Origin of the sequence: Corynebacterium kutscheri, from assembly GCF_000980835.1 — a bacterium.
GTDB lineage: Bacteria > Actinomycetota > Actinomycetes > Mycobacteriales > Mycobacteriaceae > Corynebacterium > Corynebacterium kutscheri.
Genome location: NZ_CP011312.1, coordinates 654554 through 677419, shown reverse-complemented (window position 1 = coordinate 677419; position 22866 = coordinate 654554). Strand labels below are relative to the sequence as shown.

Below are 22866 nucleotides of genomic sequence, written 5' to 3'. Positions count from 1 at the left end.
ACGCAAAAAGCCCCCTTTACCACCACGTTTGGTAGCACAAGGGGGCTGAATTTATCTCTCGTGCTTAACGACGACCAAAAGGCAAATGCTGCAAGAGACCAAAGTTCATCACGGCATGGAACAAAGCGGCTACTACTGCAGACACGCCAGCAATACCTAAAAGAATGCCCCAGATGTTCGAGGAGGAACCAGACCAAGCACCACCATTATCAGGGTTAATGGTGCCGTCGATATCACCACAGGTGTTCTTTACCTTAAGTTCAATATCAACATCGTCAACTGGAGTGCCTTTGGTGTAATTACCCATGAAGAGGACATCGACTCCATCGACTTCTTTATTATTGGTTCCTGGCTGAGGAGTGTACTGCAAGCTCCTACCCTTAAGGGTAAGTGTGTCACCGCTTAATTTTGCTTCTGAAACACTTCCTTGAGAGAAGAAGCCCTCCCCTTGCTTTTTATTAGCCTCGGTTCGATCAGCTTTTGTGTATTCAGCCATATTTTTACCAGGAACATAGTAGCCCACATAGCCACTACCTGCATCGATAGTACTTCCAGAAGTTTTTACCATAGGAGACTTAACCTCGCTATAGAGTGCTTCCTTATGCCCAGTGAAGACGATAGATGATTCTTTGGTTCTAATCTCAGAGCTTACGATCTTGCCGTCTTTAACGGTAATGGTGGTGTTGCTTGGATCTACGGTAAAGCTGTACTGGAAATCTTTACCTGTATTTTCACCCGTACCTTCTGTTACCGCACCAGAAGTTTCCCATTTACCATTAGCAATTCTTCCTTTAATGTAGTTACGCCAAGATTGTTTGATACCCCACTTCAAGGTACCGCTTTCTACCTGGAGGGAACATTCTTTAGCAGCAACTGGCTCAGAAACAGTATCAACCTCAGCAGCCATGGTCTGTGGAACTGATATTCCAGCAGCTCCTACTACTGCCACCATAGATACAGCGAGTCTTTTCAACATGAGAGAATCCTATCCTTCAAGAATTTCTGATAAGGCAAAGCAAACCTTACACCCACTGTCAATTTAGTGACCACTAACACCATAAGTATTACCCCACCTCAAAATAGAGAAGACCGCCCCATACGACCATCAACCGCCGGACAAAGGGTGTTTTCAATCAGAATAAAATTGAAGATAAATATGGTAAGGCTACCCCATTAATGTGGGTAGATTATAGAAAAAATTGCGCATACCATTCCAAGAAAATTACCGTGGCGGTAAGGGATAGCAATATTGGTGCAAAAAGTTTAGGAGGCAAAACTAGAAATTTCAACTTTTTCTCAACAAGCTTCCTCAGCTTTAAGAATCCAAGAAATACACGTGATTCCCTACACATTATCCGAGTTCATTTCCCCAAATGACGATATGGAGACAATATGTACCCCTCACACAAAAAAAATGGAATCATCACGAGGTTATTGAAAACCCCCTGGCTCACCATACTTTTCACCCTGGTGCTCATCGCAGCGCTTATCCCGTTAATAGCCAACCGGCCTATTGCAACAGCAGAGGAAAACGGTCCTGCTGCAATAACAGAACTTGCCCCAGAAGATACCGCCGATGAAGCCACTGCCTCTGATTCTGAAGATGTTCCACCGCCGAACAACGATACAAATCCAATTCCAGCAGAGGAAGAACAAACTGATACCGGAGAAACCGGTACTATAACTCTCACAGAAGTAGTAAAAATATCCCGACTGATCAAAAACTATGATTTCATGACAGTCGGTGGATCTTCACTAAATTTCTATTGCACTGAACCTAAGGACATGCCTAGTTATATAGGCGGCAGGCTAGAGGTAAGTATGTATACTAACCCAGGCAGCCTTACGCGTAGTGTCATCAGCGAACCAATGCCAGTTGGCACGAAATGCAAAATAGAGCTAGGTTCCAGTGTCCTGGAAGACCCCGGTTACAAATATTCCCATGCTTACGATCTAGACGGTAATCCTATAGCTGACACAGGATCCCAGACTGCATCAATTGAACTCACAATCGAACCGGGCAACCAAACTATTACCTCTACCTACAACTTTGTTGGTTCTGCTTTTACCCTGCGTAAAACCGTAGAGGGAACAAACACCAATGAGAAATTTAAGTTTCATTGGAAATGTGTTGAACCTCAGAACGAGATGACTATCCTAGAAGGCGAAGAGATACTTGGCGACCAGGAAGAAAAGCTCATTGACGGTCTACGTCTAGGCCACAGCTGTACTGTCTCCGAAACTCCTGTTGAGATCAACGGCTATAAACACTCTATGCACTGGCTCACCAACGGTGAAAAAAGCCCAGATAATCCCATTACTATAACCCCGCGTTCTGAAGACAGCACTAATCCTTTAGTTCTTGAAGCTGTAAACACATATACCAAAGACGGTTCCACCCCACCGGCACCCGAGAACACAGCAAACTTCATGTTGTTTAAACGCTCCATCGTCACAGACAAAAATGGTGGCGAAAACACTGAAGAAACTGCAAAGCTTCCTAACAAAGACTATAAGTTCGCTTGGGAATGCACCCTGCCACAAGGAGAGAAGAAAACCGGTAGCTTCGACGTGCAAGCAAATAATCGCTTCACCAGCGAAGCCTTCCCAATTGGCACCGAGTGTAAGGTTACTGAAGACCTTGCCAGCACCCACATTGATGGGTTTACCCATAACTTCGCGGCATTCTATGCCGGCAATGAAGACAACCTCCGCTTGGACGGAGTTCGTGGTGTGAAATTTACCTTGACAGAAAAAGGCCAATTCAACTTCATCGCACAAAACGAATACACCGCAAAACAACGAGACACCGCAGGTGTTATCACCTTACGTAAAACCGTCGAAGGCACTACCACTGATAAAAAGTTCAATCTGAGCTGGAAGTGTGAAGCTGACAACGGTAAAACCGTCACCGGTGAAACCACCCTTGGCCATTCCGATGAGTACACTATTGCAAAACTTCCATTGGATTCTTCGTGCACCATTAGTGAAGCTCCAGCGAAACTAGATGGCTTTACTCATTCCTTAAAATGGTTAACCAATGGTGAAGAAAGCCCAGATAACCCTATCGTCGTTACCCCTCGTGATGAAGATTCACCGAATCCTTTAGTAGTAACCGCATTAAACACCTACACCAAAGATGGTGCTCCTGTTCCGCCAAAGCCAACAACTGGTGGCTTTACCCTGGAAAAGAAGGTTCAAGGAATCAACACCACTAAGAAGTTCACTTTCACTTGGGTCTGCACTACTACCGATGGTAAGACGGTAAAGGATTCAAAGGTTCTTGCCCATGGTGAAAAAGTTCGTATTGAGGGTCTACCTACTGATTCTTCCTGCATTGTAAGTGAGTCTGGTACTCATATAGGTGGTTTAGATCATTCTGTGCAGTGGTTGGTCAATGGCGAAAAAACTTCTGATAAACAAGTCACCGTGACTCCTCGTGCAAAGGATGCTCAAACACCTGTGGTGGTTACTGCTATAAACACGTACCGCAATAATGATGGTGGTAGTTCATGGTCGCCAATTATTCCGATCCCGATTCCAATCCCTATTCCACCAGCACCTCAGCCAGGTCCAGCGCCTGCACCTCAACCGGCTCCTGCTCCAAACCCTGATGGCAACGTAACCCCACAACCACATAACAATAATAATGGTGGTAATGGCAACCATGGCGGTAACAATGCTGTGAAACCTCAGCCAAATAATAATGCTGGTTCGCAGCGCCCAGGCCAGGGTGCTTTGGCCAATACCGGTGCATCAGTATTGTGGCTAATTATTGTTTCAGTATTGCTTGCTGGTGTTGGTGGCCTTGTAATTTATCGTGGCTGTAAGAAGAGTTAATATTTTCTCTTACCCCACCCGCTAAATTACCAGTTGGTTGCCGAAGCCCTCTTTACCTACAAACAAGGTAAAGAGGGCTTTTCTCAAGCTAAAGCGTAAAAACCAGGCCATGATCGATAACGCTGAGGTTGAAGACTCTATTCGTTTTCCCAGCGCCGGCGGTCTAGGTCGTGGTAAAAAAGGCGGCTTCACCGTTGAGAAAAACGTTGTAGGCTCAGAAGAATATAAAGCCAAAAAATTCACCTTCCAATACACCTGTTCCCACCCAGACGACAAAAATCCAGAAAATAAAAAGAGGGAACGGTTACCATGCAACACGGTAACGTTGTACACGTCATGGGTCTTGATAAAGGCCTCAAGTGCACTATGACAGAACAAACACTTCAAACAAAACCGGGTGAGAAATTAACAACGTCGTGGGTTGTTTTCGATGCTGATGGCAATGTTCAGCGTATTGGTTCTGCTTCTATACTGGATTTCACTGTTAACGAACTGTTCAAAGAAGCCACCCATGTAGTTGTAACCAACAAATATGAGCGAGAAACCGGCGGTTTCAAAATTCAGAAAAACGCCTATGCAGATGATGACGACATGATTGGCAAGACGTTACTCGATAACGAGCCTGTCATTGATGAATGAGGTACCAGAAGATAACTTCCACGAAAAGATCCAAAACAAGAAGTTCATTTTCTCATATACTTGTACTCTTCCTGGAATAAACGGAAAAGAAGGCGAAAAACGAGAAGGTAAAATCGAACTTAAAAACGGCGAAACTAGCTCCGCTGTCACCGGTTTGCCTATTGGTACTCAATGTACCGTCACCGAAGAGACATCCAACCTCGATATCGACGGTTACAAGCACGACAAAGTGGACTGGTATGGAGAAAATGGCTCACGAAACGGTAATAGTTATACATTCACTATCACCGGCAAACCGGAAAAAATAGCTGTTTATACTGCCGTAAATATCTACACCCTTTTTTGTTCCTCCTGTGCCACCGGTAACCCCAACAACTTCTACAACTACCCCGTCGACAACTTCAACAACCCCAACCACATCGACAACAACTCCGATCGAACCAACGACCTCCGAGTCGACAACCACCTCAACAACGGCCCCGTCGACAACAAGTTCAGTGAAGCCAACTTCATCAACACCGGTACCACCAATCACTACGACGACTTCGTCAAAACCAACATCATCAAAGCCTTCGGAACCCACTTCAACTACAACGACACAAGGGATACCACCGGTTGTGCCAATCCCGATTCCGATCCCTATCCCACCGGCACCCCACCCAACGCCACAACCGCCAGCGCCGTCTATAACCACCCCACAGCCAGCATCATCGTCTGCCCCTCAGATACCAACTACACAGAAACCAAGTACTCCACAACGTGAACTGACTAGAACCGACGCTTCTGTGATTTGGTTGATCATTGCAGCAGCACTGCTTGCTGTACTCGGTGGAATAACCATCTACCGTGCGCGGTCTCAAAAGAGCTAGCTTTTAGCTTCTGAAGCATCCACACATAACATATAAAAAATATTTGGCTCCCGCTTTTATAAGGTGGGCGCCAAATATTTTTATAAATAGATAAACCTGCTTGATCCGATTTTAATAAAAATTCATCATAGAAATTTGCTATTATCCGTATTGTATGGAGCTATCGCAAAATCGGAAGCGACTACTAGTTTTACGTGCACCATATATTCTTCTTACCTAGCCAATATAAATCAGCTCAGGGCAGATCGGAAGACACCATACTAATGTGTCATTTCTAATCACGTACTTATGCGATCCGGCTAGTTTCAAAGAAACTCTCTGTTTATTGTCGCATAGTAAAAGAAAGCCCACCTCGCACCCATGCATCCCATTATTATCGACAAAAATACCGGCAAGGAGCTCTGGATTAGTCAGCAGTGCGCTGCTTATTGCGGAATAACAACAAACGCGTGGAGCAATTACAAATCTACCGGACGCATACCCGAACCAGTTGCGGTTATCCTAGGAAAGACACCCTTGTGGGATCCAGAGGAAGTAAAACTATGGCATTCTCAATGACCAGGTTCTTTCATTTCCAGAAAACCTTATAATCTAGCCGATTAATTTTTCTTAAGTACTAACACTAGATTTATTTTTCCTGTGACACTTTCATACAGTGTCACTATTTTTATACCTAAAATGCCAGCCCATTTTCAATAACATACCTAATAGAAAATATAAACATGGCACTAATTGACCCTAGTAAATCATTTTAACCAGGATAAATATTACTCACCTGTAAGCACATTCGCCAGAAGTTCACCCCCGAATACTTTCATACTTTAGGCAACACTTAGAAAGGTTAGGCTATACTCCACAGACATCTCTTTTTGTAATAGAATCCTCAGAAATGGAGCAAAGTTGAATACTCAACGCTTCCGTCATCTGCTTACCACCACGGTGGCATGCACGACGCTACTATCTGTAACCGCTACCCAAGCAATCGCTCAAGACGTGCCTGCTTCACACAACACTGCAGCATCGGTGGTAGAAGAAAAAGAAACAGAGCCTACGCAGCTAGGAGCCGAAGATACATCAGACGCTGATGCGCCAGTAGCTAAAGCACCGGAAGCTGAGAATTCTGACACCAAAGATACAAAGAGCGAAAACGATGCAGCAGCCAAGGCCACTGATGCTGTAGAGCCAGGCAAATCACCAGATTCTGCTACATCTAAGACCAACAAACCAAACCCTGAGTCAAAGGAAAACACCAACGAAAGCGCCCTTACCTGGGGAATTCGTACATCCTTTAATAACTACACCAAAGGGCCGACAGAAATGATCGGCTCTGCCACACAAAATGACGAAAAAAATAAATTCACCTTCAAACTAGACTCAACCACCTATGATAGTGCGACGGAAAAATTCGAAGCCAAATTCAACGGTGGCGTCCACTATAAGAAATACTGTGATAACGGTACTTCTGGAACCTGTAGCTTAGATCTTAAAATCGAAAATCCTCGTATCGTCATCAGTAAAGATGGTTCCTTCGTTTACGCTAAGGTGAGCTCCAAAAAGTACTCTGGCGGCGGAACATACACCAATGAAGGTACTGACGATGCCAAACCAATTGCTAAGCTATACACCGCGAGTGCAACTTTTGAAGAAGAAGGAAATAAGGTTACCTGGAAAGAAATTCCTACAACTTTAACTGCCGATGGCGATGAGATGTTCTCTCATTTCTACGGTGTTGGAGTAGGAATCGATCCCATTACTTTCACCTTCGACAAATCACACCTCACTGATTTCAAGCGTCCATCTACCGATAATGCAAAGTATGCGGTTGCTTCCCAACTCTTTGATAACGATGGACTATATGAACACCACCGAGAAGTTTTCAAGATCCAAGATCATCTCATCGTTGCTACCGCTGATCACCGGTGGAACCCCGTTGAGAAAGCAGGTTTTGCGTTGCTTGATCGAGATCTTAAAGAAACCCACTCTGCACACATCAAACTGAATGAGTATGGTGCAGTAACTTTCGACGAAAAAAATAGCGATCTCTATTTCCTACAGAAACAAGAACCAGGAAACGGAAAGAAAACACCTGCTAACGACGATCCACGTAAAATCTATAAAGTACACGTCGACCTAAAAACTGGTTTCAAAGACCCAGAACTCATTCATACCTTCGGTGACGGCGATGAAGTCAACGCTATAAGCTACAATCCCCATTCTGGCGACGTAGTAGCTATCTCCCAAAAACAAGTAGCTGTAGTTAATACTGGTAGCACAATTAAACCTATTGACCTACCTGAAAGTACAGAACTCATTAAAGGCACTGATTTCGATAGCGCATCAAATGTATACGGAGCCGCTCGTTACAGCAACAATAATGATGACCGCGAGCTACTACCAATGAAAGATGGCACTTTCATTTTTAATTCTGATGGAAAACTATCCAAGGAAAAAACTAAAGAGGAAAAAGACAAAGAGAAAAACGAAGACTATCCTGATCCGAAGAAGCACTACTATGGTGTAATGGTCTCTATCAATCCTAAAAACACCGAGGCACCTGCTAAATTACTTCCAGAATCAGCTTTTGAGGATTCGAACTTCTCCTCAACTACTGCTCGATCGAATGGCACTACTGTTCTTCGCTTTACCCAAAATACAAGCAAAGATTATTCTTATGCTCAATCATTTACCTATGCGGAACAAAAAATTACGCTTAAGAGCGAAGATATCGTCAAGGCTGATAAATCAGACGTGAAAACATGGGGTAATGCTCTAGTATCCGATAACGATAAGATCATGGCACTTGATGCCCACGACGGTATGCTCAAGACTGTTGACGCTAAGACATTCAAGACCACTGATAACGATGACAGCACTGTTATCCCTAATGGAAGTAAGACCAGCGCAAACCAGCATGGCCCTATTTTGCAACTAGATGAAGGAACTTTCTATGTTCCTTCCTACGATGCATCAGCCGGTGAATCTAAAGAGAAATACGTCCTGCGTAAAGTCTACGATCCAAAGTTCGTGCCAAAGGTTGAGGAAAAGTCTGATCGTCCTGAACCGGACGATAAAGATCGTCAAACCGAGAAGCCGGTACCACCAACTAGCCCCAAGAACCCAACACCACCTACCAGTTCTAAGACCCCAGCACCGTCTACCACTTCCAAGCAGCCGGTGCCACCAACTAGCTCCAAGAAGCCAGACAACAACCCGGATCCGAAGGTACCTGATATATCAAGTAAGCAAAACATCTGGACAATTGTCTTCGGCGTTCTTGGCACCCTCGGTGTTCTTGGCACAATCCTAGGCTTGGTACACACTTTTGCTGGTCCACATATTCAGAAGTTCCTAGAGCAGTTCCGCCGCTAATACAGCAAGCACTGATCTCCATAAGGTAATTTAGGCCAACTTACTTATGTGCTCTTCTTGACGTCCGCAGCGTCAAGAAGAGCACATTTTTATATAAAAACCGTCCTTTGTGCTTCAAAAAAGCTATGTGGCTATGCTTTTGCCCTACACTAGTGAGCATGCGTGCACTTGTCGTCGTCGATGTTCAAAATGATTTCTGCCCTGGTGGCAGCTTAGCTACCAAAAACGGGAGCATCGTCGCTCATCGGATTGCAGATTATATTGCCCAAAATAAACACCGTTACAACCAGGTCATTGCGACCAAAGATTGGCATATTGAGCCCGGCGATCATTTCTCAGATACACCAGATTTTATTGATTCTTGGCCAGTGCATTGTGTTGCGGATTCTCAAGGTGCCGAATTACACCCAGCACTAGCGACAACCGAGTTTGATGAGGTTTTTCTTAAAGGCCAATATTCAGCTGCTTATTCAGGTTTTGAAGGTGCCTCAGCTTCTGATGAGACACCGTTAAATACGTGGCTTGACCAGCGCAATGTATCCATTATTGATGTCGCTGGCATTGCAACTGACTATTGTGTGAAAGCAACAGTGCTTGATGGTTTAAAAGCTGGATTTGAGACCAAAATTTTTAGCGATCTAGTCTCTGCGGTCAATGAGGAAACGGGCGATAAAGCTATCCAAGAAATGCTTTCAGCCGGTTCCCAAATAGCTTAAAACTGCGTATCCAACTCCGATTCTATGAACTCATAATCATCACCGTCATGAACAGGAACTTCGGTGCCATCAGAAAGCACAAAAGTACGTAAGTGTTCATCGGGGTCAACCACCGCAATATCAAGACCAGAAACGCGCAGGCGGCGTAGACCTTCTTTAAGCATTCGCCGCCCAATCCTATTTGAGCTCGATACCATGGAAAAATCCAGCACAATCTGCTGTGCAGAGATATCGTAGTATTCAATTTCGTACAAAATGGTCTCTGCCGCATTGAAGTTAATCATGCCTTGTAGGTGCACAATAATTGCTTCGTCGATACGCTCAACGCTTCTAATAGGGCGAATACCGTAGCGTTCCTCAGTAGACATAAGGTGTAAACCCATCTCTTGGCTAAGCAGTTTAAACACCTCTACCCCGCGTACTGAATTACCTTCTGCATTTAATCTAGGCGAGAAAGTAGCAAAACCAAGCTGACCAGGCAGGGTACCAATTAAGCCACCACCTACACCTGATTTAGCTGGAATGCCAACTTCAGACATCCAGCGGCCAGCGCCATCGTACATTCCTGCCGAGCTCATCACTGCCAGGGTTTGCCGAGCAACATCAGAAGAAAAAATCTTCTCACCAGTAATCGGTTGCACCCCACCGTTTCCTAAGGTAGCGGCCATCACTGCGAGATCTCGCACTGTGACTTGGATTGAGCACTGTTTGGTATAAGTTAAAATTGCGTCCTCAGCAGAATCTTTAATAATTCCGTAGTTACGCAACATATACGCCAACGAAAGATTTCGATCAGCGTGTTCTAATTCGCTGGCACAGGCTTTTTCGTCGATAGTTAGCTCGCGTCCAGCAAGTCGAGACATAAAAGCACGGATACATTCAGTGCGATCATCGACTAAAGAATCAACCCCATTAATTAACTGGGTTACTGCAATCGCACCTGCATTAATCAGTGGGTTGACTGGTTTATGGTCGGTATTAAGAGATAGCTCATTAAATGCCTCGCCCGATGGTTCTAAGCCCACCACATCGTTTAGGGAATCCGGACCAAATTCATGTAGCGCAAGCGCATAAACAAATGGCTTAGAAATTGACTGCATGGTAAAAAGCGCGGTGTCATCCCCGGCTGAATAGATATGTCCGGTCGTTGTGCACAAAGCAGCACCCAATTGATCTGGGTTTACCTGTGCTAACTCAGGAATATAGTCAGCTACTGCACCACCATCACGGTGACGGACCTGATCAAGGATCTCATTAAGATAAAAAGGAATCGGGGTTTTCACTCTCTACACCTTATCGAACTCTTTAAGTGAGCTATTGTAGCTGCACTTTCAACGAGAAAACCCGCACTTTTTCAGTGCGGGGTGAAAATCAATTACAACTCTACAATCAAATTTCCTATCGCTGAGCTAAAAACTTCTGAATTTCTTTTAGCTCTTTGCTGCGTCGACGGCTACGGGCAAAACCAATCGCCACCACGCCTGCTACTACTAACCCAACTCCGGCAAGTACTTTTTGCACCTGCGGTTCGCGTAGTTTGCTAGTAATGCTGGCACGAGCATCCTCCATAATGACCTCTGGTTTGCTGCGCTCAACAATCTCATCCAAAGTACCAGCAAGTTGGCGACGAGTACGTTCAATATCACGCTGGATATCATCAATATTGCGAGCCACGAAATTCTCCCTTACGTTCATATACGTTTATGTATAAAAAGAATAAAGCCGATAGGTTTTCAGCAGTCACGTCTTAGCTTACCTGCTTCTACTTCGCTAAGGGGATTTTGCTTATTAATGAAATAACACTGCAACCTTTTTAATCTTCTATTACCAACTCAAACCCCACCATAAGATCACCCTCATTTTCACAATATGGATAAATATTTATAGCAGTATTAATACCAGCCTTAGCTGGGCACTACTATGATGAGTATGACCAAAACAGCCCGACTAAGTATTGGCGACCGTGCCCCCTTATTTTCTTTGCCCAATGATCACGGTGGTACCACCAGCCTTAGTGATTATGCAGGCAAGCGTGTTCTTGTTTATTTTTATCCCCGTGCGCATACCCCAGGGTGTACTAAAGAAGCCTGTGATTTCCGTGATTCTTTAGCCCAGTTCAATAACTTAGGCATAGAAGTACTAGGGGTTTCGCCAGATAGCATCGAAAAGCTAGTCTCTTTTAAAGAAAAAGAAGAGCTTAATTTCACCTTGCTTTCTAATGAAGCAAAAGATGTAATGGTTGCCTACGGTGCATTTGGGGAGAAGAAAAACTACGGCAAAATTGTTCAAGGCGTTATTCGCTCCACCTTTATTATTGAACCCGATGGCACTATTGGGCTTGCCCTCTACAATGTTCGTGCCACTGGGCACGTTGCCCGAGTTATCAAAGAACTCACCGCCTAAAATAAGTTTGATATCAAAATAGGTGAACTCACAGCAGCTACGTATGATAAGAAACTGATGCAGCCTCAGGAAACGACTATTTTAGATGGGGAAATCCTCCTTCCCCGCCGTCAGCCTGCGCAACAACGCTCCCGGGAACGCTATAGCCGAATTCTTGCGGCTGGGCGCAGTGTACTTGTCGAGGTGGGTTTCGAATCCTTTACTTTCGACGAAGTAGCCAAGCGAGCCGAGGTTCCTATCGGCACGCTGTATCAATTTTTTGCAAATAAATACGTGCTGATCTGTGAACTCGATCGGGAAGATTGGCGGGCAACTGGTGAAGAACTTGCTCGTTTTGCCCAGCAAGTGCCGGCCTTACAGTGGCCAGATATTCTCGACGAACTAATCGATCATCTGGCCGAAATGTGGCGAGCTGTCCCCTCCCGGCGCGCAGTATGGCATGCGGTGCAATCAACCCCGGCGACTCGTGCTACCGCAGCTGCTACCGAGGCACCAATTCTGGCTACATTGGCTTCGGTTTTAAAACCATTAGCACCGCGAGCAACAGATACCGAGCGCAATACTATCGCCGCGTTACTGCTGCATACTGCTATTTCACTGCTTAATTACGCTGTTCATGATCCAGAAGTATCAAATGAACGTTTTGAGGCGACGGTGAAAGAAATTAAGCATATGTTGGTTGCTTATCTTTTCTCTGTTGCTATGAGCTAAAAACAAGCTCGTCAATCACTTCTTAGCTATCTTTAGCACCTATAAAAAAATTGTCCTTCGCCTAACTTGTGCTTAGTTATTTGAAGGACAATCTTTTTGCTTGCTAACGCTTCTGATAATTAATAGCGTTTCGCTTGGCTACTTGCGTGCTTAATCAATAGTCGTATTTAGTCGACAATGGTAAATACTCCATCAACTAACCGAGCTTTATCACTAAGCAATACTTGGGCTTCTAGCTCTTTGCCACCATGACCTAGGTTACGATCCACTGGGCGTTGATAGAGCACAGTGTGTCCATGCATACCCGCAAGAATATGTCGAGTACCAGCGGATTCTCTACTTTGCGCCTGCTCACGCCATTGTTGTGCCTGCTGTTGACCATATTGTGCACGCACAGCTTCATAGAAAGCGGCAGGGTGCACAATTGCTACCAAGGCAGAGACATGTCCAAAGCCTAGCGAAGTAACCAAACCAGCCTTTGGTGCATGAGCACTAATATCAAGCGGCTTGCGCAACCAAACTAGATGCTCATGGCGTTTAAGTTCTGGGTCGACGCAATCAAGACTACGGTTAGCTGGAATCTGACCAGAGCGTAATACCTGGGTGAGTCCGATCATCTGGAATGCAGCAGCGCCACCTTTAGCATGCCCAGTCAGTGACTTCTGGGAAATCACATACATCGGATTACCGGTACGACGACCAATTGCGGTAGCCATGCGCTCATGTAAATCAGACTCATTCGGATCATTAGCGTTGGTAGAAGTATCGTGCTTACTAATAATCGCAATGTCATCTGCACTCACGCCTAGAGTAGCAAGTGCATGTATCAACCTAGAGTCGGTACCACCACGGGCAGCACCTAGCGCACCTAAGCCCGGTGCTGGGATAGAGGTGTGCGCACCATCAGCAAAGCTTTCTGCAAAACCAATAACGCCAAGTACTGGTAACCCAAGTTCTACCGCAAGTGAGCCACGAGCCAATAGCAAGGTACCGCCACCAGCTGATTCAACGAAGCCACCACGACGGCGATCATTTGCCCGACTAAAGTAGCGATCTTCAATACCTTTAGCACGCATTTCTGCGCTATCGGCAGTAGCAGCCATATCACCGAAGCCAGTGATGCCTTCTACCGAGAGATCATCAAAACCACCAGCAACAACAAAATCTGATTTGCCTAGACGAATTTTGTCTACGCCTTCTTCAACAGATACGGCAGCGGTTGCGCAAGCAGCCACTGGGTGAATCATTTGGCCATAGCCACCAACATAGCTTTGCATAACATGCGCTGCCATAACGTTAGGTAGTGCTTCTTGCAGAATATCGTTTTGGCGTGGTTCGGCAAGCAGGCCATCAATATATAATGACCGCATGGCTTCCATACCACCTAGGCCGGTTCCTTGGGTGGAACTTACCCGTGCTGGATGCAGATGTCTCATTAGTTCTGCCGGGCTAAAGCCAGAACTTAAGAAGGCCTCAATGGTGGCAACAATATTCCACAGGGCAACCCGGTCGAGGTTATCGATCATATCTGCTGGAATGCCATAGACTGCTGGATCAAATCCTTCTGGGATTTGGCCACCAACAAATCGGCTCATTGCCATACGCCGTGGCATTCGTACTGCTGAGCCTGCTTTGCGGGTCACAATCCATTCTCCATCGGATTCACGAATGGTTGTTAGTTCTGGTTCGGAATCCAAGAAAGTTTGTGCGGTAGCTTTATCAGCAACTGAAAACTCTAGGTCTCGATCCAAATAGATAGTGGTCAGCTCTGGGGCGAGGTTATCAACCATGGCGAAATCATCATGATACTGGCGCACGCCTACTCTAGCGAGTACTTCATCATGGAACCGATCATAAATATCGGCTTCCTCGACTGCATTATCCTGAGCATCGTACCAACCTGGGGTGGGGTCAGTATCCCAGTGGATAAGTCCCATTGACCACGCTAGTTCTGCTACTCCAGCCGCACTAAGATCACCGGTGAGTTCGGCGTCGAAACGCGTTCGGGTAGAACCATATGGGCTCAGCTCGCCGGTACCAACAATAACCACCATTTCGGAAAGATCTTGGCTGATCTGACCAGTAAAGTCTGGGGTGGTCTCGTGTATTGGGCGGTATGGCGTAGGCAAAGCCTTCACTTGTGTTTGTGAATCCTGATTATGCGTTACTGTTGCCGCCGCTTCTTTTTGTGCTTTGCGAGCAAGTTCAGCAAGATCTAACTCAATATCACCTAAACCACTGGTGTAATCGACGATTACAGGCTTCTTAGCCGCTTGTTGGCGAACCTCTGGGGTGATTTGCGCAACCAAGTTATCGGCCATTTCTTCGGTGGAATATGTGGTAACTCCAGCAGCTTCTACCGCAGCTACCAGTGGATCATTAGCTCCCATAAGTCCAGTACCACGTACCCAACCAATAAGTACATGAGCAAGCGAAGTGTAGGTGTTCCATGCGTTTTCTGCACTCCACCGAGTCACAATCGCATCCAAGGCAGCCTTGGATTCACCATAAGCACCATCACCGCCAAAACGACCTCGGTTAGGTGAACCAGGTAGTACCACATGCAACCGCTGACCAATATGGGTAGTTGTACCGATCATTGATAATCCAGCGATGAGTTTTTCCACGCTCCACAGCAAGAGTCGCATTTGCATCTCTGCTTGTGGGCCGGCGTCAGCAAGCGAACCAGTAACCCGTGGAGCAGCAAATGGGAACAACAATGTTGGCTTAAGTGCCGGCTTAATCAACTGCGATGCACCATTAACCGTGGCTGTTTGTTCCGAGCCAATCCAGGCTACAAGCTCATCAAGATCATGGAAAGAACTTAGGTTTGCCGGCACAACCCATAGTGCTGCTCCGCCACGAGCAGACTGAGCATAAATCTGCTTGTAATAGTTCAATCGATCGTGGCTCAGATTTGACGTGGTCAGTACCACGGTTGCTCCACCAGCAAGAAGCTTTTCGACGACTGCTGCTGCAATCGAACGCGGTGAGGCACCAGTAACTACTGCAATATCATGTGCATAAGCCAATTCTGAGGTATCACGAGCTTGCTCGGCATATTTATCCAAGCCGAAGAATTCTGCCTGACGGGCGACTTCTTCACCTGCACCGGTGACATCAATATCGGTTAATTCGCCAAAGGCAACTCGGGTGAGATCTTCACGTGCACTTGCCCAACGATCATCAAGTAATACTGCCTTAGCAGCATCAAAACTCGGGGCAACCTGGCGTGGCCATTCAGAGCCAAGCTCACGCGAAACCAATTCAATAATGGCCTTATCCTTAGCCTGCTCATCACTGCTGTCAAGATCTGAAGAAGCAGTAACAGCTAAACCAAGGTTTGCCAAAATGGTGCGCGCGGTTTGTGCTAGCACGCCGGTTTCACCAGTGACTTGTTCTGCGAACTCGCCTAGGGCCGCACTATCAACGGCACCACCAGTGCTACCAGCAGCACTTGGCAAGGACACACTGACCCCTTGTGCGCTGGCAACGGTTTGTACGGCAGCGTCGATAAGCTGATCAAGTTCGGCGCTATTAGTAGGGCTAGCTGGGGCTAGTGTTGCTAGCTCTCCACCACGTAAGGATGCACCTTCACGAGCACCCAAAACAACCGCAGCAACCACATAATCTGCCCAACCTGAGCCTAGTTGCCATGTGTTAGTAACACGCTCAGTAATATAGGTAGCGCGTTTGCCGGTAGGACCAGTAATACGTCTTAATGCATCGTTGATCGCATCACTAAGTACTGGGCCAAAAGCTGTATAGCCCTTTGCCATCTTAGATACGGTCTGCTTGAGGCTTGGCAGTTCTGCATCAGCTGCACCATCAATCGCACCAAGACCAAACTCCACCCCAAGATCAAGCAATAGCTGATTACGACGCGAAGATACGCCTTCGACTAATGCCTCAATGGAATCGGTAAGCCCCATTTGTTCTGGACGTACTTTTGTCCATAGTGCGATAAGCATTTCGGTGGCTTCAGCCGGACCAAAGCTAATGTCATCTGGGCGGGCAGTAGAAACTGCTACTGGTGCAGCGGGTACTTCAGTTGGTTGTACCGCAGTAACAGGATCATTTGTCTCAATGACTTCTTCTACCTCTGGTTGTTCGCGAATCAGTTCATCGGTTGCAAAAACAACGCTGCTATCGCGTTCAATATTAAGCACTTCAAGATTGTGACCACGATAGTGTGGCAGATTAAGCGTTTGCGCCATCATATTAGCCAAAGTTGGTGCCGAACCAACGCCAACTTCAACAAAACGATCCACACCCAAGTGATTAATCAGCAAGTCTTGGGTTTCAATCCAACGCACTGGTGAGGCAAACTGCCAAGCAAGAAGTTCCACTAATAAGGTACGTGCCATAGCGACTGGGTTGTGTATTGCCGAGTCAAAATCAGCAAGCAGACCCTTAACAATAGGGGCATCGACAACCTCCAGCATGGCTTGCATAAATTCTGGAGTTAATTCAAATGGTCGAGCCACCAAGTTCGGAATATAGCGACCAATAAGCACATCCAAATTAATCTCTGCCGGCAACAAAGAATCAAGATGCGCACGGAAATCAGCCACACCATTAAGAAGCTTTGTCGAGTGGAAGGGCACATCGATTCCTGGGATTTGAATAAATGCACGCTGACCTGGCGCCTTTGATTCTGCGTCGGCAGCTAATGCCTGTAGCCCACGCGCAGTACCAGCAACGGCATACTGCATACCCGCCAAGTTGTAATTAACAATCTCTAGGAATTCACCGCTAACCCGAGAAATTTCAGCGACATAATCAAATACTTCTGCCTCGCTGAGTCCCATCTTATGTGGACGCAATGCTGCCAAGCCGTAATTAGAATTACCCTGTTGATCACGTTCAACCAGACGATGCATAGTCAAACCGCGTTGATAAACAATCTCTACTACATTTTCTAAGCTGAGTACTTCAGCATAAGCCGCCAAGGCGTTGTACTCGCCCACCGAGTGTCCCGCAAAGAAAGCACACTGATTAAGAGCATGTGCTTCTCGCATTTCAGCAATTTGAGCAACACCTAAGGTTGCCATAGCAACTTGGGTGAACTGGGTAAGAAATAGCACACCTTGTGGGTGCGAGAACTTCTCCCCGGCAACAACAACCTCGCTCGGATTGTTTTTCACAATCTCTAATACCGAAAAACCTAATTTATTACGAGTGTGTTTGTCTGCTCGTTCCCACACCTTATGCGCAGCCTGCGAACGCGAACGCGCATCCATGCCCATGCCTTGCGACTGGATACCCTGACCTGGGAAAGCATAGAAAGTACTCGGTGCGGTCATAGTTGCGGTTGCTTGCAATACCAATTGCCCATCGACGGTAGCGTTAATCTCACGCACTTCCCCCCGACCTGGACGAGTATCTATTCCCGTACGGTTAACCGTGAATTCAATGGTGCTTCCGGGCAGAATCGGTGCCAGCATAGTTGCGGTGAATTCAGCAATAGTTGCTGGTGCAGTCTGTACACCTTCCTCGCTATAACCCCCGGCAGCAATGAGCTCAGCGAGTGCAGAAGTCCACATACCGTGTACGATCACACCCTGGTCTAGGCCAGCAAGTTTGGCGGCATTATCGCTCACGTGAATCGGGTTATGATCACCGGTTACAAGCGCGAAAGAGCGCATAGATTCCGGCGCAGAAAGTACCGCAAAGCTACGGAACGAGGTTGGCGCATCAACATGGCTAGGTAGTACAGAAGTATTGGTACGTGCCACCTGATCGCCACGGCGACCACGAATAGCCATACGTTCGCTTAGCGCAGCAATCCGGGTATCTCCGCGCATAATCTCCGCCCGGATAAGTACTAGACGACCGATCTCAGTATCGCTTACCTCTTCAACCCGAGCAACCACCTGCAACTCACCTGGGGTGATCTCTTGATACATCGTGATGTGGTGTTCAAGGTGTACCAGCGACAACATTCCTTCAACAACTAATGCTGCACCCTGTCCTGGGATGGTTGCCTTTTTCACGGCAGCAAAAATTGCTGGCCATGCTTTACCAACCAGCACATCTGGTGCGGTATCCGAGGCAGTAATCTCAGTAGGCAAAAATGCCTGAGTTACTGTGTTGTAATCGCTGATCTCTGTACTGGTTAGCTGAGTAGCCCAGGTTACTTCCTGGCCAGTATCGGTACCAAGAATGCCACCAGCGGCCACGCGAGTGAGCTCATTCATAGCGGTTTCTGCATCATGCTGGCTGACCACGCTTACCCCAGTGTTATCTGGAGGCACTTGCATGCGAATAGGAAGCTCGAAATTACCCAATGGGACACGAAGTTCTACCCGTTGATCATCAAGTGTCACCAGGCTAGCACCAGTTGGCTCGTGGTGTGCACCAGTTTCGCTACGTTGCCACTTATCCACCTCACCTAACCGAGCAATGAGCGAATTCTGATGGCGTCCAGCCCAATACGTTACCGGCGCAGCAATAGCCCGGTCGATAACATCGCGAGAATCCTTAAGTACTACAGTATTGAGTTCCTGTATTTTTTCTACAGCCGCCTGATTAAAGCGAGCCAAAAGCTCAGCAACCGGCTCATCAACACGGGTAATCCCAGCCACAGCTTCAATACCAGGAATAATTGCTACTTGGTCGGCGCTGTAACGCTCATCGTGTGATTGCCATAAAGAATCGGAACGCCACCAACGACGCACGTCTTTATCAATCACCGGCACAAAGTTCACTGGTTTACCAGCACTACGAGCAAGCTCAATAAACCAGGTTTGATCTGCTGGATGCACTAATTGTTCGGCCGGTAACGCAGCAACAAGCTTATCGACGATCCTCTGTGGATCCTCATCAACCGCACAGGTAAAGACGGGGATGAAGGTGCCATGGTCTTGATCAATAAGACGTGCCTCAGTGCGTTCTAAGAGCTGAACAAAGCGGTTATACCAACTAATGTCAGTCCACTGTCCCTTATATGGACCAGCAAGCTCTAGGTAACGACGCAACCACTGCTCGTAGCTCATCGATGCAAGATCACCAAAATAAGGCTTAGCAGTTTTAGCAATAGCCGCAATAATTTCTTCCCGGCGCGCCTGTACCAGCTCTTCATCACCGGCAACTTCATCGAGCAAACGACCAGCGCGAGCAAAAGAATTATCAATTTCATGAATGTCTGCGCCTAGCTGGGATCGTCCCGAAGCCATGCCATTATGAGCGCTACCGGCACCGACCCAATCAGAAGTACCAGTAGTCTCAACTAGTAGCTGCTTAACCTGTGGAGATGTCTTTGCTTCCTTGGTAGCCATAGCAGCCGTACCAATAAGAATGCCGTCAACAGGCATTGGTTGGCGACCGTATTTACTAGCCCAGTGGCCGCTGAGATATTCCGCTGCCCGCTCTGGTGTACCAATGCCACCACCAACGCACAATACTGTGTTTTCCTGTGCTCGAATCAGCTCATAGGAGGCCAAAAGCAGCTCGTCAAGATCCTCCCAAGAGTGGTGTCCACCAGCTTTACCACCTTCAACCTGAACAATAATCGGAATCTCAGGGACTTCCTTAGCGATGGCTAGCACATTGCGGATATGTTTAACCGCGCCGGGTTTAAAAGCGATCCATGGGAAGTTTTGTGCCCGTAAACTACGGACAAGTTCGATGGCTTCCTCACGCTCTGGGATACCAGCGGTAATCACAATACCGTCAATAGGTGCGCCGTTTTCTCGTGCTTTAGGAACTAAGCGCTTGCCTGAGATCTGCATATTCCATAGATATGGATCCAAGAACATGGAGTTAAATTCTGCGCTCACACCGGGGTTTAGCAGTTCGGTCAGTTTGGCTAAATTCGTTTCTAAAATTTCTGCAGTAACTTGGCCACCACCGGCAAGTTCTGCCCAGTGTCCAGCATTAGCTGCTGCTGCCACAATCTCGGGATCAACAGTGGTAGGAGTCATGCCAGCCAAAAGCATTGGAGAGCGACCAGTTAGTTCAGTGAACTTGGTCGAAATACGCACGCCATCGCCATTACGAATTAATTTTGGTGCATAGTCGGCATAAGAAATAGCTGGTTTAGGGCTATTACCGACGTCGAAAAGCTGTGCCTGACCAGAGGTAGTACTCACACTAAAAGTGGTTTTTCCTGTGCCCGCAAGTGCTTTTTCGGTTAAGGCAACGACCCCCACATCTGGGCCAACATCCAATAACCAGTGAGCTTTAGTAATGGCATCAGCAACCGTTGCTGGCCAATCAACGATAGAAACCATCACTTCTTGTGCAGCTTCTTGTGCTAGCTCAATATTCAAACCAGCTTTTTCCGCCCAAAGAATAACCTGGTTCACCCCTTCTTGCATAGCTGGGTGATGGAAACCAACCTGCACATCAAGAGCAGTAATAACTGGTGTAAATGCCGAACCGCCGCGTACTTTGTTTTCTACTTCTTTTTGAGATTTCTTTGCTGCTACTTTGAGCGCCTCAATAACTCGCTGGTTATCTTCTGGACAACCAACTAAAACAAAAGTGTCATAGGAGTTATGCAAACCAATGACCGGACGGATTGAAGCATCAATATCACTGCAGGTGTCATTGATAGCATTTTGTAATTGCTCGCGGGTAACCCCGGCAATGTTGATCATTGGACTAACATCGCCTTGTTGCACCAAACCAACAATGCGTGCTTGGCGAGTAATTGCAGCTCCAATAAGTTCTGCAATAGCTAGTACTTCTGCGGCACGGGTGAGATCACTCAGTGCATGTACTCCCAGTGTTCCTTGAGAATGTCCCACCGCAATAGTCGCACCCTCGATATCAAGGCCTTGCGACTCTAATAAATCCAGTGTTGCAAGCTGGGAAACCAAAATACCAGGCACGCTTACACTTGCCTGTGCGGTATCAAAACTCACCGACTCTTTCGCTGCCCAGCCAATTGGGTCAAAGCCAAACGGACGCGTACCAGCAATGTCATCAGCAACCGGGCCAAGCAGTTCAGCTGCTTGTGTAACCAACGAGGCAATAGTTTTGCCAGCCCCTTGAGAAATACTATTACGCAGGGTGCTCAGCCAGTTGAACCCTTGACCCGCAAATACAAAAGCATAGGGTTCTGTGGCCAGTTGGTGCACAAGAGCGTTACCACCACGATTGGCAACATGGATGCTGTGTTCAGTCACAGTTGATCTCCTGACGGTGAAATAAAGAAAACTTTTGCTCTACAAATATGCCATAAAAGATGAGGAAACTGTCATATTTTGGGTAGGGTCTTGTGAAAAATACAACAAACCAAAAAATAATGACTTCTGACACACCTTAATAAAAACTCATCTTTTTACCCATTAAGCAGGGATAACCTTTACCCCCACTGCACAATATTTTTCGATTTTTAATTATCCCCACTTACCCAGCCACCTGCTGGCAGAAATAAAAATAATAAATAAATTAGTAATTAATGCGGCATGGCTCAAGCACTATATTCACTATTTTCCCACCCACTAAAACCGTCAACAGATAAGCTCGACGAGATATTTCTTAAAGCTTTCATATCCCACAATGAGCCACTATAAAACTTGTCTATGACTCATCAACTACCAGGACTATGCGAACCTCACACACATACAGCTTTATTTACGAACAAGTAGCTCAAGGTGACACGGTGCTGGATAAAGTCTTTCCGGTGCTATCAACACACCATGCAACAAGCTCTGCAAGCAAAGAAAAAGACCATCTAACCTAAGTTAAACGGTCTTTTTTATGTTGGTGCGCCTGGAGAGACTTGAACTCTCACGTCCTAGGACACTGGAACCTAAATCCAGCGCGTCTGCCAATTCCGCCACAGGCGCTTGTTCACGAATTGGTAGTGTACACATATATTCGTAAATTAAAAAATCTTGCTTCAACTACCGCTAATCACCCCGGAATATAGGACAACGAGTACGCTATTTCTCTGTGAGTGCACAACATTCCAATTCCAACCAGACTACCAACCGCACGATACGAGTTCGTCTATGGCACATTATTTTTCTAGTCCTTATCGTCGCGGCTACTTTTAGCCTAGCCTGGTGGCAATGGACACGTTTCCAATCAGGAACCGGCACTTTCCAAAATCTCGGTTATGCACTCCAGTGGCCGTTCTTTGGCGCTTTTTTTATCTACGCCTATCGCAAATTATTAGCCTACGAAAATGAAAAACGCGCTTTAGCCGAAGAAAATGAAGAGTTAGAATCAACCACTTTCACTGCCTCTGATGTACAGCGAACTGATGCTATCGACGAATCTTTCTTACCTAATCGCCCACAGATAAGCATCGAAGATTACAATGCATTAAATACGCCTAAACGCGGTCAACATGATTAAACAAG

Annotated in this window: 12 protein-coding genes, 1 tRNA gene and 1 pseudogene; 9 read left to right on the top strand and 5 right to left on the bottom strand. The window is 46.5% G+C overall.

Annotated features, from left to right (window positions below):
- Window positions 1-64 precede the first annotated feature (64 nt).
- Window positions 65-976, bottom strand: coding sequence for an HtaA domain-containing protein (locus tag UL82_RS03135; RefSeq protein WP_046438977.1), 912 nt, complete (start codon window positions 974-976; stop codon window positions 65-67).
- Between the two features lie 416 nt (window positions 977-1392).
- Here UL82_RS03135 and UL82_RS03130 point away from each other — a divergent pair, with 416 nt between their 5' ends.
- From UL82_RS03130 to UL82_RS03095, 6 genes and pseudogenes are all read left to right on the top strand, one after another.
- A complete protein-coding gene (locus UL82_RS03130) occupies window positions 1393-3840 on the top strand; it encodes a DUF5979 domain-containing protein (protein WP_046438976.1) in 2448 nt (815 codons plus the stop codon).
- A gap of 306 nt (window positions 3841-4146) precedes the next feature.
- A pseudogene (locus UL82_RS03120) lies at window positions 4147-4479 on the top strand (hypothetical protein); the annotation flags it as partial.
- Window positions 4472-5242: a DUF5979 domain-containing protein gene (locus UL82_RS11140; RefSeq protein WP_158407822.1), complete on the top strand. Its 771-nt coding sequence runs from the start codon at window positions 4472-4474 to the stop codon at window positions 5240-5242. The pseudogene UL82_RS03120 and the gene UL82_RS11140, both read left to right, overlap by 8 nt.
- Before the next feature lie 466 nt (window positions 5243-5708).
- A complete protein-coding gene (locus UL82_RS03105) occupies window positions 5709-5906 on the top strand; it encodes a hypothetical protein (RefSeq protein ID WP_046438971.1) in 198 nt (65 codons plus the stop codon).
- Window positions 5907-6248: 342 nt separating this feature from the next.
- On the top strand, window positions 6249-8717 hold the full coding sequence (locus tag UL82_RS03100; RefSeq protein WP_052735851.1) for an HtaA domain-containing protein: 2469 nt from the start codon (window positions 6249-6251) through the stop codon (window positions 8715-8717).
- A 158-nt stretch (window positions 8718-8875) separates the two neighbouring features.
- Window positions 8876-9433 carry a nicotinamidase gene (locus UL82_RS03095; RefSeq protein WP_046438970.1) on the top strand — a complete coding sequence of 186 codons (558 nt, stop codon included), beginning with the start codon at window positions 8876-8878 and terminating at the stop codon, window positions 9431-9433.
- On the opposite strand, the gene UL82_RS03090 is transcribed toward UL82_RS03095, so the two are convergent.
- Entirely contained in the window at window positions 9430-10716 is a 1287-nt protein-coding gene (locus tag UL82_RS03090; protein WP_046438969.1) for a glutaminase, read from the bottom strand. The two genes, UL82_RS03095 and UL82_RS03090, sit on opposite strands and share 4 nt — an antisense overlap.
- Window positions 10717-10831: 115 nt before the next feature.
- Window positions 10832-11107 carry a DUF3618 domain-containing protein gene (locus UL82_RS03085; RefSeq protein ID WP_046438968.1) on the bottom strand — a complete coding sequence of 92 codons (276 nt, stop codon included), beginning with the start codon at window positions 11105-11107 and terminating at the stop codon, window positions 10832-10834.
- A 255-nt stretch (window positions 11108-11362) separates the two neighbouring features.
- Between UL82_RS03085 and bcp the strand changes: the two genes are divergently transcribed.
- Window positions 11363-11836 (top strand): thioredoxin-dependent thiol peroxidase, encoded by a 474-nt coding sequence (gene bcp, locus UL82_RS03080; RefSeq protein WP_046441132.1) that lies wholly within the window; start codon window positions 11363-11365, stop codon window positions 11834-11836.
- A 57-nt stretch (window positions 11837-11893) separates the two neighbouring features.
- Complete coding sequence (locus UL82_RS03075; RefSeq protein WP_046438967.1) at window positions 11894-12547, top strand: TetR/AcrR family transcriptional regulator; 654 nt, start codon at window positions 11894-11896, stop codon at window positions 12545-12547.
- Between the two features lie 167 nt (window positions 12548-12714).
- Here the strand turns inward: UL82_RS03075 and UL82_RS03070 are convergent, their stop codons facing one another.
- Complete coding sequence (locus UL82_RS03070; protein WP_046438966.1) at window positions 12715-21681, bottom strand: type I polyketide synthase; 8967 nt, start codon at window positions 21679-21681, stop codon at window positions 12715-12717.
- A gap of 581 nt (window positions 21682-22262) precedes the next feature.
- Window positions 22263-22347: transfer RNA gene (locus tag UL82_RS03065), tRNA-Leu, on the bottom strand.
- A gap of 106 nt (window positions 22348-22453) precedes the next feature.
- On the opposite strand from UL82_RS03065, the gene UL82_RS03060 reads away from it, so the two are divergent.
- Window positions 22454-22861, top strand: a complete 408-nt coding sequence (locus UL82_RS03060) for a hypothetical protein (RefSeq protein WP_046438965.1) — start codon at window positions 22454-22456, stop codon at window positions 22859-22861.
- Window positions 22862-22866 lie beyond the last annotated feature (5 nt).

Coding starts and splice junctions, on each gene's coding strand:
- UL82_RS03130 (WP_046438976.1), top strand. CDS start 1,393: ATGTACCCCTCACACAAAAAAAATGGAATCATCACGAGGTTATTGAAA.
- UL82_RS03135 (WP_046438977.1), bottom strand. CDS start 976: ATGTTGAAAAGACTCGCTGTATCTATGGTGGCAGTAGTAGGAGCTGCT.
- UL82_RS03095 (WP_046438970.1), top strand. CDS start 8,876: ATGCGTGCACTTGTCGTCGTCGATGTTCAAAATGATTTCTGCCCTGGT.
- UL82_RS03075 (WP_046438967.1), top strand. CDS start 11,894: ATGCAGCCTCAGGAAACGACTATTTTAGATGGGGAAATCCTCCTTCCC.
- UL82_RS11140 (WP_158407822.1), top strand. CDS start 4,472: ATGAATGAGGTACCAGAAGATAACTTCCACGAAAAGATCCAAAACAAG.
- UL82_RS03105 (WP_046438971.1), top strand. CDS start 5,709: ATGCATCCCATTATTATCGACAAAAATACCGGCAAGGAGCTCTGGATT.
- bcp (WP_046441132.1), top strand. CDS start 11,363: ATGACCAAAACAGCCCGACTAAGTATTGGCGACCGTGCCCCCTTATTT.